Below are 14,294 nucleotides of genomic sequence, written 5' to 3' on the forward strand. Positions count from 1 at the left end.
CGATTTCAGCGTGGGGACAGCGCTTACCTTGGTCGCATTCGGATATAGTATCCCAGAGATGTCCACTCCGCCGCCTTTGGCGAGGACGCACATATTTGTCGGGAAGTCCGCAATTGAACTGCGGGGTGGACGCAGGCACACTCGGCACCAAAGCGTAAAGCGCCCCGCAGTGGCGCCGCGCAATACAAGCGTAGGAGCGGCTGTATGCCCCTGGCCTCGACTAATTTCAAAGGCGTGATCAAAACTGTTCTGGTGACGACTGCGACCCTATGCCTCAGCCCCACGGTTAGTCTAGCGGCCAACGGCCGACTGCCGGGCAACATTTCACCCCTGCACTACGACCTGACGGTCATCCCCAATATCGAGGCCTCGACCTTCGCCGGTGAGGTGCATGTCGACATCGACGTGGCCACGGCCACCCCCACCGTGGTGCTGAACGCGGAAAGCCTTACCCTGGACCGCGTGACCATCGACGGCACCCCCGCCACCGGCGTCACCTTCGACAAGGACAGCCAGACGGCCACTCTGACGGCGGCATCCCCCCTGCCCCCCGGCCATCACACGGTGGACATCGCCTATCGCGGCCAGATCGAGAAATCGGCGCGCGGCCTGTTCCAGCTGGACTACACCGCCACGGACGCCCCGGCAGGCGGCAAGGGGGGCGCCAACGTATCGGCCCACATGCTGTCCACCCAGTTCGAGGCCGGCGACGCCCGCCGCTTCCTGCCCTGTTGGGATGAGCCCTCGGCCAAGGCCACCTTCACCCTGTCGGTCATGGCGCCCCAGGGCCAGATGGCCGTGTCCAACATGCCGGTGAAGACGGACGAGGCCATGGCCGACGGCCGCCATCTGGTCCACTTCCAGCCCACGCCGCGCATGTCCAGCTATCTGCTGTTCGTGGCCGTGGGCGACCTGGAGCGCGCCACCGCCAAGGCCGGCGATGTGGAGATTGGCGTGGTCGTGCGGCGCGGGTCGGTGGACAAGGCGCGCTTCGCCCTGGAGACGGCCGCCGCCATCCTGGCCCGCTACAACGACTATTTCGGCACGCCCTATCCCTTGCCCAAGCTGGACTTCATCGCCACGCCCGGCGCCGGCGGCTTCGGCGCCATGGAGAACTGGGGCGCCATCATGTCGTTCGAGAAGGACATGCTGCTGGACCCGGCCCTGGCCACCGAGGAGGCCCGCCAACGGGTGTTCCAGGTGGTGGCGCACGAGATGGCGCACCAGTGGTTCGGCGACCTGGTCACCATGGCCTGGTGGGACGACCTGTGGCTGAACGAGGGCTTCGCCTCGTGGATGGAGGCCAAGGCCATGGACGCCCTGCATCCCGACTGGTCGCCCTGGCTGGTGGCCATGCCGGCGATGGAGCGGGCCAAGCGCCTGGACGCCCGCGCCGCCACCCACCCGGTGGTGCAGCCCATCAATTCCGTGGCCGAAGCGGACGAGGCCTTCGACGACATCACCTATGACAAGGGCCAGGCCGTCATCCGCATGGTGGAGGCGACGGTGGGCGAGACGGTGTTCCGCGACGGCGTGCGCCGCTACATGAAGCGCCACGCCTACGGCAACGCCACCACCCGCGACCTGTTCAAGGCGGTGGAGGAGGCGGGCGCCAAGGACGCGCTGCGCATCGCCACCGATTTCATCACCAAGCCGGGCATCCCCCTGGTATCGGTCAGCGCCACCTGCGGCGCCGGTAACAGCCCCAAGCCGCATAAGGGCAAGAAGGGCGCCAAGGAGACAGCGCCGGCCATGGCCGGCGGCGGCACGCAGGTCAGCCTGCGCCAGGCGCGCTTCGCCACCGAGCCGGTGACCATCCCCGACCAGTACCATCTGAGCGACCGGCTGTGGGCCATCCCCGTCCCCCTCGCCACGGTGGGCGCCGCAGGCGGGGTTGCCAGTTCCCCGTCGCACGCGCTGCTGACGGCCCTGACGGGCAAGGCCGCCGCGCCCGGCTGCGGCCCCCTGCTGGCCAATGCCGGCCAGACCGGCTATTTCCGCACCGCCTATACCGAGCCGGCGTTCAAGGCCCTGGTCGACCATGTCGACCGGCTGGCGCCCATCGACCAACTGGGCCTGATGTACGACAGCGCCGCCCTGGGCGAGGCCGGGCAGATGGCCATGAGCGACAGCCTATCTCTGGTCCGTGCCCTGCGCCCGGACGCCGACCCGTCGGTGTGGGAACAGGCGGCCGATTACCTGCGCGACGTGGACGGCTATTACGCCGGCAGGCCCGGCCAGGCCGCCTTCCGCGCCTTCGCCCGCGGCGTGCTGGCGCCGGTGCTGTCCGCCATCGGCTGGGACCCGCAGCCGGGCCAGGGCGACAAGGTGGGCCTGACCCGCGCTGCCCTGATCCGCGCGCTCAGCAGTTTCGATGCCACCGAAACGCTGACGGAGGCGGAACGGCGTCTGGCGGCCGACGGCACCGACCCCACGGCCCTGCCCCCCGGCATCCGCCTGGCGGTCATCACCGCCGTGGCCCAGCACGCCGATGCCGCCACCTTCGACCGGCTGCACGCCCTGGCGTCCAGCACCACCGACGCGCTGGCCCGCCGCCAGCTGTATGGGGCGCTGGGGGCGGTGCGCGACCCCGCCCTGGCGCAGAAGGTGCTGGACCTCAGCCTGACGCCGGAAGTGGGCACCACCATCGCGCCGCAGCTGATCCTGGCCGTGGCCGACGCCAACCCCGACCTGGCCTGGCGCTTCGTCACGGCCCACATCGACGCGGTGGAAGCCACGCTGGACCAGATGCAGCGCTATGAGTTCTTCGCCGGCGTGGCGCGCCGCTCCTCCGACCCGGCCCGCATCGGCGAGTTGAACGCCTATGCCGAGGCGCACGTGCCGGCCACCGCCCGCCAGGGTGTCGCCAAGGCCGCGGGCGAGATCGCCTACCGGGCCAAGGTGGCGCAGGAGCGGCTGCCCCAGGTGGACAGCTGGCTGGCCGCCCTGCCGGCCACGCACTGACTGAGAACGACCCCCGTCCTGCGGCGGGGGCCGGCACCCTGACCGAACGCGCTCATGGCGTGGGACGGCGCCCGGGCGTAAGCTTTCCCTCACAGGACAGGAGTGCCGCATGCTGGTGGTGACGACGGAGGCCGTGCCGGGACATCGGGTCATGGCCGTGAAGGGCCAAGTATTCGGTGTGGTGGTGCGCAGCCGGGGTTTGGCCGGCAATTTCATGGCCGGCTTGCGCACCCTGGTGGGCGGCGAGATCCACGAATACACCCAGATGCTGGAGGAAGGCCGCCGCCAGGCCATCGACCGCATGGTCGCCAATGCCGGCGCCATGGGGGCCAATGCCGTCGTCATGATGCGCTTCGACAGTTCCGAGATCGGCGAGACCATGAGCGAGATCGTCGCCTACGGCACCGCCGTGGTGCTGGAAGCCGCCGTTTGAGTTTCAGGAGCCGTTTGAGTTTCAGGAAAGGAAAGCCTGCCTAGGGAAAGCCTGCGAACCACCATCAAGCAGAGGGGCCCGACGCCCCGGACGCCCGCCACGGACCGCCGGCCCCGCCATCGGTTCGGGCACGCCCGACGCCAGGGCCCCCGAACAGGGGAAGGAGACGTCCATCATGTCCGTGCTGCATGTCCATTTCGGATCCGGTCCCGGCCACGCCCGGCAACGCCGCTCCCACCTGCGCCAGCCCGCCTGCACCTGGCTGATGATCGGCAGCGCCCTGGCCTTCGCGACCACCCTGGCCGTCTGGTTTATGGACATGGTGACCGTCTTTCCCATCGGCGTGCTGGTCGGCACCGGCGTCCTGTGCCTGGCCGCCTGTGTCGAGCGCGTGACCTACAAGCCGCTGACGGACCTGCCCGGCCCCGGCTGGCAGGACACGGGCGAGCGCTTCACCGACCCCGGCACCGGCGCCCCCGTTGCCGTCTACTACAACGCCGCCCGCCTGGAACGCCGCTACGTCCGCCTGGACCGGCAACCCTGAGCGCCCCCCGCCCGGCCCCCACCATAGCGTTTGCATTGCCCGGAACTTGCCTGTATGGTGCGCGCCGCGCCGCCGGAAACCCGGTGTGTCGCCCGGCATGGACCCGTAGCTCAGCTGGATAGAGCGCTGCCCTCCGAAGGCAGAGGTCGTACGTTCGAATCGTATCGGGTCCGCCACCTTCCCCGCATTTGAAGTCCACTGGCGCCGCCTCAGGCGCTCTGTACCCATCGCGCCAGCGCGTCGCACGCGCGGGCGATGGGGTCTTGCCAATCGCCGGGGCTGGTCTGTCGGAACTGGCGCAGGGTGGGATACCAGGGCGAGTCGTCGCGGCCCAGCAGCCAGCGCCAGTCGGTGTCGAAGCGGTTCAGCAGCCAGACGGGCCGGCCCAGGGCTCCCGCCAGATGGGCCACGGCCGTGTCCACGCTGATGACCAGATCCAGCTGCGAGATGAGCGCGGCGGTGTCGGCGAAATCCGCCGCCCCGCCCATCAGGTCCGTCAGGGAAAGGCCCGCAGGCGCCGCACCCTCCTTCTGCAGGCTGAACAGGCGCACGCCCGGCACGTCCGCCAGGGGGGCCAGCAGCGTGGGATCGATGGAACGGCGCCGGTCCGGCACACTGGTCTTGGGGTTGCCGGCCCAGGCCAAGCCAATCTTGAGGCCTGGACCACCGGCGGCGACCGCGTCGCGCCAGCGGGACAGGTCGGTCGGGTCGGCCGCCAGGTAGGGCGTGGCGGCCGGCACGGTGTCCAAGGTGGTGCCGAAGGCCAGCGGCAGGCTCATCAGCGGACAGTGCAGGTCGAAGGGCGGCAACGGATCACCGGTCGCCACCAGCCGGACGCGCCCCTCCGCCACGCCAGGCAGGCTGTGCAGCAGGCGCAACAGCGGCCGGTACACCTCCAGCACCACGGCGTGCCCCCGCTCCGCCGCCAGCGGGGCGTAGCGGCAGAACTGAAGCACGTCGCCCATGCCCTGCTCGGCATGCAGCAACAGGGTGGAGCGGCCCGTCTCCGCCCGCTGCCCCCGCCACCGCGGTTGGCTGTAGGTGCGACGGGCGGCCTTCATCAGGTCCGTATCCCACCGCCGCTCATACTCCATCCACCCCGCGGCGAAATCCCCCGCCAGCAGCCGGGCGAGGGAACGGTTCCACAGGATTTCCGGGGTGGCGTCGGGCAAGGCCGCCGCCCTGTCGAAGTGGGCCAGCGCCTCCGCCGGGCGGCCCAGATGCGACAACATCAACGCCGCGTTGCCGTGGGCCGTGGCCAAGGTGGGCGCCCGCCGCACCGCCTCCAGCGCGCGCGCCAGCGCCCCGGCGAAATCGCCGGCCGCCTCCAGGGCGTTGCCCATGGCCAAATGCGCCTTGGCATCGTCGGGGCGCAGGCGCAGGGCCTGTTCGGCATGGGCCCGCGCCCCGGCCGCGTCATCCTGGCCCGCCAGCGCCGCCGCCAGGTTGCACGCCGCGTCGGCCAGGTCGGGCCGCAGGGCCAGGGCCTGGCGGTATAGGGCCACGGCCTCATCCCGCCGGCGCGAGGCCGCCAGCACCAGGCCCAGGTTGTTCAGCACATCGGCCCGGCGCGGCGCCAGGGCGCGGGCCTGGTTCAGCGCCTCTTCGGCCGCGGCCACGCGGCCCTGGCCGTGCAGGGCCACCCCCAGGTTCATCAAGGCGTCGACATGGTCCGGCGCCCGGGCCAGCACTTGGCGGCAGAGGGCTTCCGCCGCCGCGGCCCGGCCATCGGCCAGCAGCAGGTTGGCGAGGTTGAGAGTGGCGTCACGGTGGGCGGGGTTGAGGGCCAGGGCCTGGCGATAGGCGTCCTCCGCCTCGGTGCTCCGGCCCAGGGCGCGCAGCGCGTTGGCGCGGTTGTAGATCGGGTCCGCCCGGCCCGGCGACAGCGTCATGGCCCGGTCGAAACAGGCCAGCGCCGCCTCCGGCTGGTCCAGGCGCAGCAGCGCGCCGCCCAGGTTGTTGTGGATGTTGGCATCCCCGGCGTTCAGGGCCAGGGCCTGGCGATATTCCGTCACCGCCTCGGCCACGCGGTCCTGGTCCTGCAGCACGTTGGCCAGGCCCAGGTGGCCGCCCACGCTACCAGCATCCAGGGTTAGGGCCCGACGGAAGCAGGTCGCTGCCCCCTCCAGCTGGCGCTGGTCATGCAGAACGTTACCGAGCAGGACATAGAAGGCGGGGGCGTCCGCCTTCGCGCCGATGGCCTGGCGCGCCAAGTCGGCGGCGGCGTCCAGGTGCCCGGTCTGATAGGCCAGCGTCCCCAGCAGATAGAGGGTATCGGGCTGTCGCGGCACGGCCACCAATATCCGGCGGTACAGCGCCTCCGCCTCCGCCGGGCGGCCGGCGGCATGGTGGCCGGTAGCCTGGTCGAAGATCTCGGCCAGCGCGGCCGCCCCATCCTGCCCCTGCTGCTCCCCGCTCACGGCCGGCCCGTCCTTCCTGATCGCGGCGCCTACCTTGGCCGCAATCCCCGCCGCTGTCGAGGCGGGAGCCGCCGCCCCTCGACAGCCCCGCCCCAAATCGGCCATGGTGCGGTCCCGGGATGCCCGCGTTCACGCGCGCGTCCCACCCCCGCCCGTTATGCTGAAGATGCCCGCCATGGCCGACACCCCCGATGCCGCCGCGACCGACTCCATCCCTGTTCCGCCGGACGCGCCCACGCCCGTGACCGGTGTTCCGGCCGTGCCGGGCGAGGTGAAGGAGACGCTGTACCTGGTGGACGGCTCGGGTTTCATCTTCCGCGCCTATCACGCCCTGCCGCCGCTGAACCGGCCGGATGGCACGCCGGTGAACGCGGTGCTGGGCTTCACCAACATGCTGATGAAGCTGCTGGCCGACGTGAAGGTGCACTCCGTCGCCGTCATCTTCGACAGCAAGCGGGAGAATTTCCGCAACGCCATCTATCCGGACTACAAGGCTCACCGGCCGCCGCCCCCGGAAGATTTGATCCCGCAGTTCGACCTGATCCGCCAGGCGGTGGACGCCTTCAACCTGCCCTGCCTGCACCTGGAGGGGTATGAGGCCGACGACCTGATCGCGACCTACGCCCGCCTGGCGCGCGAGGCGGGGCGCGACTGCGTCATCGTCTCGTCCGACAAGGATCTGATGCAGCTGATCACCGACGGCGTCGGCCTGCTGGACCCGATGAAGAACAAGAGCATCGGCCGGGACGAGGTGCTGGAGAAGTTCGGCGTGGCGCCGGAACTGGTGGTGGACGTGCAGTCCCTGGCCGGCGACAGCGTGGACAACGTGCCGGGCGTACCCGGCATCGGCGTCAAGACCGCCGCCCAGCTGATCACCGAGTATGGCGGGCTGGACGCCCTGCTGGAGCGCGCGCACGAGATCAAGCAGCCCAAGCGGCGCGAGGCCCTGACCGTGCATGCGGAGATGGCCCGCATCTCCCGCCAGCTGGTGAAGCTGGAGGCCCACGTGCCGGTGCCCGAGCCGCTGGAGAACCTGACGGCGCGCAAGCCCGATCATGACAAGCTGATCGGCTGGCTGCGCGAGCAGGGCTTCCGCTCCGCCATCCAGAAGGTCGAGAACGACATCCTGAAGGCCAACGGCGGCAATGCGGCCCCCAATGGCGGTGGCACTAGCGCCCCGGCCCTGACGCTGGAGGCCACGGCCGGCGGCGGCGGGGCGGAGCAGCGCACCGACGCCGTGCGCGCCGCCTACAACAGCCGCTTCTACAGCACCGAGGCCGCCCCCATCGGGGAGCCCAAGATCCCCGCCCCCACCGAGATCGCGTACGAGCTGGTGCAGGACGCTGCCGTGCTGAAGCGCTGGATCGACGAGGCGACCCTGGCCGGCACGGTGGCCATCGATACCGAGACCGACGGCCTGTACCCCGACCGGGCCAAGCTGGTCGGCTTCTCCCTGTCCCACACGCCGGGCCGCGCCTGCTACGTGCCCCTTACGCACATTAACCCAGACGCTCCGAAGGAGCAGGCGGGCGGCTTCGATTTCGGCGAGGCCCCGCCCCCGCCGCCGCAGATTCCGCTGGAGGAAGCCCGCGCCCTGCTGGCGCCACTGCTGGCCGATCCGTCGGTGCTGAAGGTAGGCCATAACCTGAAGTTCGACATCCGGGTGCTGGCCCGTCACGGCTTCGCCCCCGGCCCGGCCGCCATAGCACCCGTGGACGACACCATGCTGCTGTCCTACGCCCTGGGCGCCGGCGCCCACGGCCACGGCATGGATGAGCTGGCGCAGCGTCACCTGGGCCATACCTGCATCACCTTCGACGAGGTGACGGGCACCGGCAAGAACCGCATCACCTTCGACCGCGTGCCCCTGGACCGCGCCTGCGCCTACGCGGCGGAAGACGCGGACATCACCCTGCGCCTGCACCAGGTGCTGAAGGCCGACGTGCTGCGCCGCCACCTGGTCACGGTGTACGAGACGCTGGACCGCCCGCTGACGCCCGTGGTGGCGACCATGGAGGAGGCCGGCATCCTGGTGGACCGCGCCATGCTGGCCGAGCTGTCGCGCGATTTCGCCGGCCGTCTGGCGGCACTGGAACAGGAAATCCACACCCTGGTGGGCCATCCCTTCAACGTCGCCAGCCCCAAGCAGCTGGGCGAGGTGCTGTTCGACGAGATGGGCCTGCCCGGCGGCAAGAAGGGCAAGACCGGCGCCTATTCCACCGACAGCAGCGTGCTGGAACCCCTGGCCGAACAGGGGGTGGAGGTGGCGCAGAAGGTGCTGGACCACCGCCAGCTGGCCAAGCTGAAATCCACCTACACCGACGCCCTGCAGGAGGAGATCAACGCCGGTACGGGCCGCGTGCACACCTGCTTCGCCCTGGCCGCCACCGCCACCGGCCGTCTCAGCTCCACCGACCCCAACCTGCAGAACATCCCCATCCGCACGGAGGAGGGGCGCAAGATCCGCCGCGCCTTCGTGGCGCCGGAAGGCCATGTCCTGCTGTCCGTGGACTACAGCCAGATCGAGCTGCGCCTGGTGGCGGAGATCGCCGGCGTGCCGGCCCTGAAGCAGGCCTTCACCGAGGGCATCGACATTCACGCCATGACGGCGTCCCAGGTGTTCGGCGTGCCGCTGGACCAGATGACCAGTGAGATTCGCCGCAAGGCCAAGGCCATCAACTTCGGCATCATCTACGGCATCTCCGGCTTCGGCCTGGGCCGCCAGCTGGGCATCGGCGCGGGTGAGGCCGGGGCCTTCATCAAGCAGTATTTCGAACGCTTCCCCGAACTGGCCGGCTATTTCGAGAAGACCAAGGCCGAGGCCAAGGAGAAAGGCTACGTCACCACCCTGTTCGGCCGTCAGTGCTGGATCCAGGGCATCAAGGAAAGCAACGCCGCCCGCCGCGCCTTCGCCGAGCGCCAGGCCATCAACGCCCCCATCCAGGGCACGGCCGCCGACATCATCCGCCGCGCCATGGCCCGCGTTCCCGCCGCGATGGCGAACGCCGGGCTGACCGGCCGCATGCTGCTGCAGGTGCACGACGAACTGCTGTTCGAGGTGCCGGTGGCGGAGGTGGACGCCACCATCCCCGTGGTGCGCCAGGTCATGGAGGGCGCCGCCAGCCTGTCCGTGCCCCTGGTGGCCGAGGCCGGAACGGGGCGGAGCTGGGGCGAGGCGCATTGATTCGTGTGACTCAGGCAATTGCGGGGCCATCCTGCCCCCACCGCTTGGCAAAGCCGGGACGCGCTATCAAGTAGGAGGGGCGATGCCATGGTCGGAAGATTGGACTATCATTTGCGCCATGCTTAACCCCGCCGCCCGGAGCCTCTAATGGCAAACTTCACCGTTGGCACCCTTCGCCGCGACGAACTGCCGGCCAGCTTGGCGAAAGACCTGGACGCCGGAAAGGCAACCGACCTGTATCGGGTGGAGGTACGCCGCATCGATCCCCGTGAGGCTGAGCAAATCGAACGGCTGCGCCAGTCCAGCCAGGCAGCCGTCAACCAACTAGACGCCGGATTGGGCACGGTGGAAACCCGGGAGTCGCTGAAGGCCGAATTTCGCGCCCATCGCGGCTCTTGATGGCAAAGGTCGTCTTTTCCCCTCTTTCGAAAGAGGACCTTCGCGAGATCTGGGCGCATATCTACGTGGAAAATCCGAAAGCCGCCGACGATGTCATCGACGCCGTTTTCGACTTCGCGGAAAAGCTGGCGGAGTTCCCGAAGCTGGGACGGGAGTTGGGGGTAGTCGCCGCCGGACTGCGGAGTTTCACAGTCCATAAATCCTACGTTGTCCTTTATCGCGTGACGGGCCGCGCCGTGGAAATTGTCCGCGTCCTTCATGGGCGCCGGGATTTCGATGCGATCCTTGCCCAGATAACAGACTAAGCGCCCCAAGCCGCCAGCAGGTCCCGCACGACGGCGCCTGGGTCGGCCGCGCGCATGACGGTACCCATGACGGCCAGGCCAGCGGCGCCAGCCACGCGGGCCTGCGCCGCATTGGCGGGGGTGATGCCGCCCAGGGCCAAAGCGCCGGGCAGGCGGGACAGGGCCTGGAGGCCCAGTGCAGGGCCGTAGCCGGGCTTGGACGCCGTCTCGAAAATGGGGCTGAGGGTGGCGTAGTCGGCGCCGCCCAGGCCCTCCTCCGGATGGTGGCGGGACAGGCCCACCAGGGCCAGGGGGCCCAGGCGGGCGCGGGCCGCCGCCACATCGCCGCCCGCCCCCAGATGCACGCCGTCGCATAGCACGGCCGCCGTCAGGTCGCCGTGCACCGTCAGCACGGCGCCGTGATGGCGGGCGATGGGGTGTAGTTCACGCACCAGATCCAGCCGGTCGCAGGGGGCCAGATCCTTCTCCCGCACGCTGGCCCAACGGCAGCCGGCGGCGAACACCCGGTCCAGCAAACGGGGCAGCGGCATGGATGCCTGCCGCCGGTCGGTGATGACCAGCAGGGGAGGATTGGGCAATCCCACCCTTATCCCCCGATCAGCCCCAGCTCTGGGCTGGAGGCTTCGGCCCGGGTGCGCTTGGGGATACGGCCGGCCAGGCGGGCCAGGCGGCCGCCGGCGACGGCGTGGCCCATGGCGGCGGCCATGCGCACCGGGTCGGTGCTCTTGGACACCGCCGTGTTCAGCAGCACGGCGTCGCAGCCCAGCTCCATGGCCAGGGCGGCGTCAGAGGCGGTGCCAATGCCAGCGTCCAGGATGACCGGCACCGTGCTGCGCGCGCAGATCATTTCGATATTGTAAGGATTAAGGATACCCAACCCCGTGCCGATGGGCGCCCCCAGGGGCATGACGGCGGCGCAGCCGACGTCGGCCAGGCGGCGGCAGACGATGGGGTCGTCAGTGCAATAGGGCAGGACGGTGAAACCGTCGTCCACCAGCTGGGCCGCCGCCGTCACCAGCTGCTCCACATCCGGGTACAGTGTCTCACGGTCGCCGATCAGCTCCAGCTTGATCCAGCTGGTGTCCAGCGCCTCGCGCGCCAGCTGGGCGGTCAGAACGGCATCCTTCACCGTGGCGCAGCCGGCGGTGTTGGGCAGCAGCCAGGCGCGATCGCGCACCAGATCCAGGATGCCCTCGGCCCCGCCCTCCATGTCCACCCGGCGGATGGAGACGGTGACGACCTCTGCGCCCGAGGCCGCCAGGCTGTCCAGGAACACCTGCTGGTTGGGATAGCCCGCGGTTCCTAAAAACAGGCGGGAGGTGAACGCCTTGCCGGCGATGCGGAACAGGTCTTCAGCCACCTTGCAGCACCTTCACGATTTCAATGGCGTCGCCGTCGGCGACGGCGCGCTCCGCCCAGCGGGCACGCGGCACCACGGTGCCGTTGACGGCCACGGCGATGCCGCGGGCACCCAGCTCCACCCCCGCCTCACCCAGCAGGGCCGGCAGGTCCAGGCCATCCGCGTGGTCGCGGGTCTTGCCGTTCACGGTGATCATGCGCGCCTCACGTTAAGCTCAGTCCGCTGGTCAAAGCGCCCGATGCCGAAGGGCGCCAGCAGGGGGTCCACCCGGCCTGTCAGGATGTGATCGGCGACCAGGTCGGCCGTGCCGGGTGTCAGCAGGATGCCGTTGCGGTGGTGGCCGGTGGCCATGACCAGGCCGGCGACATCGGGCACAGGCCCCAGGATGGGGGCGTCGTCGCGGCTGCCGGGGCGGTGGCCCACCCACATCTCCTCGATGGGCAGTTCCTCCACCCCGGGCAGGGCCCGCCACGCGGCCTCCAGCAGGGCCAGCACGCCGCCAGCCGTCAGATGGTCATCCCAGCCCTTGTCCTCGGTGGTGGCGCCCACGATCAGGCGCCCATCCAGACGGGGCACGAGATAACATTTGGGCGGCCACACCACATGGCGCAACAGCGGCTGGGCCGGGTCCATGCGCAGGGCCAGCATCTGGCCCTTCACCGGCCGCACCGGCGGCACCGCGCCCTCGGGCAGACCCGCCAGCTGGCGCGACCAGGCGCCGGCGGCCAGCACCACCACGTCGGCGGGCTTCAGCGCGCCGTCCACCACCACACCGTCGGCGCGGCCCGCCGTCAGCGACAGGGCCTCCACGGCCGCCCCCTCGTGCAGGCGGGCGCCGGCCTTCAAGGCGGCGGCCTTCAGCGCCAGCGCCAGCTTGCGGTTGTCCACCTGGCCGTCATCGGCGCCCAGCACCCCGGCGGCGGCGCGGGGGTTCAGCCACGGCTCACGCTCCTTCACCTGAGCGCCGTTCAGCCAGGTGACGTTGAGGCCCAAGCCGCGCTGGAACTCGAAGCCGCTGCGCAGCACCTCGACATCGTCGCGGGTCAGGGCCACCTGCACCGTGCCGTCCGTGCGCAGATCGACGGGCAGGCCGCTGTAAGCCTCCAGCTCGGCGGCGAAAGCGGGCCAGCGCCGCTGACTGTCCAGGGTCAGGGGCAGCAGCGCCTGCTCCCCCGGTTCCGTCTCCACGGCGGCCGCCAGCATGCCGGCGGCGGCATGGGTGGCGCCCCGGCCGGCGGTCCCCCGGTCATAGATGTCGACCGTGCAGCCGGCGGCGGCCAGGCGCCAGGCGATGGACAGGCCGATGCAGCCGGCACCTATGATGGCGACGGACGGCTTATGCAATGAGGTGCCCAAAGGCGGATGATAGGTCACGGTCTCGCGATCTCCCTTCGCCGGCATGATCCGGAGCAGGTTCCATGGGTCTGATCTCAGCCGCGGGCCTGATGGTCAGGCGGGCGGCACCCCAGTCGATGGCGGGAACGATGGCGGACGGGCCGTCCGAATTCAAGGGCCTTGGCGTCATGCCTGGGTGACGGGGCCGCGTCCGACATCCCCCGTTCGCGCGCGCCGATGTGCCGTCCGCCCTAACCCATCAGGGATTTGACAAGTAGGCCGATTGTCTGGACTCTGCGAACCTTAGGGGTCCAGCTACCAAGGTCTGCTCATGTTTGCCGCCATCGGCCTGCTCGGCGTGTTCATCTGCGTGTTCGGGTCGTTCATGATCTTCGGCGGCAAGATCGGCATCATCCTTGAGGCCCTGCCCGGCGAGTTCATGACCATCGGCGGCGCCGCCATCTGCGGCTTCATGGTGGCGAACAGCACCCACACCATCAAGCAGGCGCTGGGTGCGGTGAAGCGCATCTTCCCCGGTGCCAAGTTCCACAAAAAGGAATACATGGAGCTGCTGTCGCTGCTCTATCAAATCCTGAAGACGATGAAGACCAAGGGCGTGCTGGCCATCGAGCAGCACATCGAAAAGCCCTTGGAAAGCAACATCTTCAACGCCTACCCCTCGATCATGAAGGACCCGTTCACGGTCAAGTTCATCGCGGACTACCTACGCATGTTCTCCATCGGCGTGGACAATCCCCATGAGCTTGAGGCGCTGATGGAGCAGGAGATCGACAAGGCCAAGCACGAGGACCTGCACTCCAGCCACGCCTTCCAGACCATGGCCGACGCCATGCCCGCCCTGGGCATCGTGGCCGCCGTGCTGGGCGTCATCAAGACCATGGCATCCATCACCGAGCCGCCCGAGGTGCTGGGCAAGCTGATCGGCGGCGCCCTGGTCGGCACCTTCATGGGTATCTTCCTGTCCTACTGCATCATCGCCCCCATCGCCTCGCGGCTGAAGGGCGTGGCGGAGGAGGAGAACCAGTTCTACCACGTCATCCGGGCGGCCATCACATCTCACCTGGCGGGCTACGCGCCCCAGGTGTCCATCGAAGCGGCGCGAAAAAAGGTGCCGACGGAGTACATGCCCGACTTCAACGAGTTGGAAGAGGCGCTGTCGGCGATTAGTTAGCGCGCCTCGGTTGGTTCGCCCTCAGGCGCAGGGCGGCCCCGGTCGGGGCCTATGGGGACGGGGCCCATCCCCTCAAAACCAATCCCAAAGTTTAGGACAGGGCGGCCGCACGCGTGCCAGACGCCGGCGGACGGGCCGCAACCCAGCCATGCCGCACC

At 69.7% G+C, this 14,294-nt stretch carries 12 protein-coding genes, 1 tRNA gene and 1 riboswitch; of the genes, 8 read left to right on the plus strand and 5 right to left on the minus strand.

The window, feature by feature from the left end; all coding sequences use genetic code 11:
- The first annotated feature begins 252 nt into the window (after positions 1-252).
- The 4 genes from FBZ88_RS22290 (at position 253) to FBZ88_RS22305 (ending at position 4,117) form a co-directional block, all read left to right on the plus strand.
- Positions 253-2,964: a M1 family metallopeptidase gene (locus FBZ88_RS22290; RefSeq protein WP_186464555.1), complete on the plus strand. Its 2,712-nt coding sequence runs from the start codon at positions 253-255 to the stop codon at positions 2,962-2,964.
- Between the two features lie 109 nt (positions 2,965-3,073).
- Entirely contained in the window at positions 3,074-3,397 is a 324-nt protein-coding gene (locus tag FBZ88_RS22295) for a heavy metal-binding domain-containing protein (protein ID WP_145619319.1), read from the plus strand.
- A 175-nt stretch (positions 3,398-3,572) separates the two neighbouring features.
- The gene (locus tag FBZ88_RS22300) at positions 3,573-3,941 is read left to right on the plus strand and encodes a hypothetical protein (protein ID WP_145619320.1); all 369 of its coding nucleotides are present in this window, start codon (positions 3,573-3,575) and stop codon (positions 3,939-3,941) included.
- Positions 3,942-4,040: 99 nt separating this feature from the next.
- Positions 4,041-4,117, plus strand: a tRNA-Arg gene (locus FBZ88_RS22305).
- A gap of 33 nt (positions 4,118-4,150) precedes the next feature.
- On the opposite strand, the gene FBZ88_RS31600 is transcribed toward FBZ88_RS22305, so the two are convergent.
- Complete coding sequence (locus FBZ88_RS31600; protein ID WP_186464556.1) at positions 4,151-6,361, minus strand: tetratricopeptide repeat protein; 2,211 nt, start codon at positions 6,359-6,361, stop codon at positions 4,151-4,153.
- 175 nt (positions 6,362-6,536) lie between these two features.
- Between FBZ88_RS31600 and polA the strand changes: the two genes are divergently transcribed.
- The 3 genes from polA (at position 6,537) to FBZ88_RS22325 (ending at position 10,249) form a co-directional block, all read left to right on the plus strand.
- A complete protein-coding gene (polA, locus tag FBZ88_RS22315; protein WP_145619322.1) occupies positions 6,537-9,545 on the plus strand; it encodes a DNA polymerase I in 3,009 nt (1,002 codons plus the stop codon).
- Between the two features lie 147 nt (positions 9,546-9,692).
- Positions 9,693-9,944, plus strand: coding sequence for a hypothetical protein (locus FBZ88_RS22320; RefSeq protein ID WP_145619323.1), 252 nt, complete (start codon positions 9,693-9,695; stop codon positions 9,942-9,944).
- Positions 9,944-10,249: a type II toxin-antitoxin system RelE/ParE family toxin gene (locus FBZ88_RS22325; protein ID WP_145619324.1), complete on the plus strand. Its 306-nt coding sequence runs from the start codon at positions 9,944-9,946 to the stop codon at positions 10,247-10,249. The genes FBZ88_RS22320 and FBZ88_RS22325 overlap by 1 nt, the downstream gene beginning before the upstream one ends.
- Here FBZ88_RS22325 and FBZ88_RS22330 read toward each other — a convergent pair.
- From FBZ88_RS22330 to thiO, 4 genes are all read right to left on the minus strand, one after another.
- Positions 10,246-10,833 (minus strand): thiamine phosphate synthase, encoded by a 588-nt coding sequence (locus FBZ88_RS22330; protein ID WP_145619325.1) that lies wholly within the window; start codon positions 10,831-10,833, stop codon positions 10,246-10,248. The genes FBZ88_RS22325 and FBZ88_RS22330 overlap by 4 nt on opposite strands.
- Positions 10,834-10,835: 2 nt before the next feature.
- Positions 10,836-11,609: a thiazole synthase gene (thiG, locus tag FBZ88_RS22335; protein WP_145619326.1), complete on the minus strand. Its 774-nt coding sequence runs from the start codon at positions 11,607-11,609 to the stop codon at positions 10,836-10,838.
- A complete protein-coding gene (gene thiS, locus FBZ88_RS22340; RefSeq protein ID WP_088872211.1) occupies positions 11,602-11,805 on the minus strand; it encodes a sulfur carrier protein ThiS in 204 nt (67 codons plus the stop codon). Before thiS ends, thiG begins: the two co-directional genes overlap by 8 nt.
- Positions 11,802-13,010, minus strand: coding sequence for a glycine oxidase ThiO (gene thiO, locus FBZ88_RS22345; protein WP_186464557.1), 1,209 nt, complete (start codon positions 13,008-13,010; stop codon positions 11,802-11,804). The genes thiS and thiO overlap by 4 nt, the downstream gene beginning before the upstream one ends.
- A riboswitch (TPP riboswitch) is annotated at positions 12,978-13,087 on the minus strand. (Overlaps the previous gene by 33 nt.)
- Before the next feature lie 188 nt (positions 13,088-13,275).
- Here thiO and motA point away from each other — a divergent pair.
- Entirely contained in the window at positions 13,276-14,136 is an 861-nt protein-coding gene (gene motA / locus FBZ88_RS22350) for a flagellar motor stator protein MotA (protein ID WP_004271405.1), read from the plus strand.
- The last annotated feature ends 158 nt before the right edge of the window (positions 14,137-14,294 follow it).

It is taken from the genome of Nitrospirillum bahiense (assembly GCF_007828025.1).
GTDB classification, from domain to species: domain Bacteria; phylum Pseudomonadota; class Alphaproteobacteria; order Azospirillales; family Azospirillaceae; genus Nitrospirillum; species Nitrospirillum amazonense.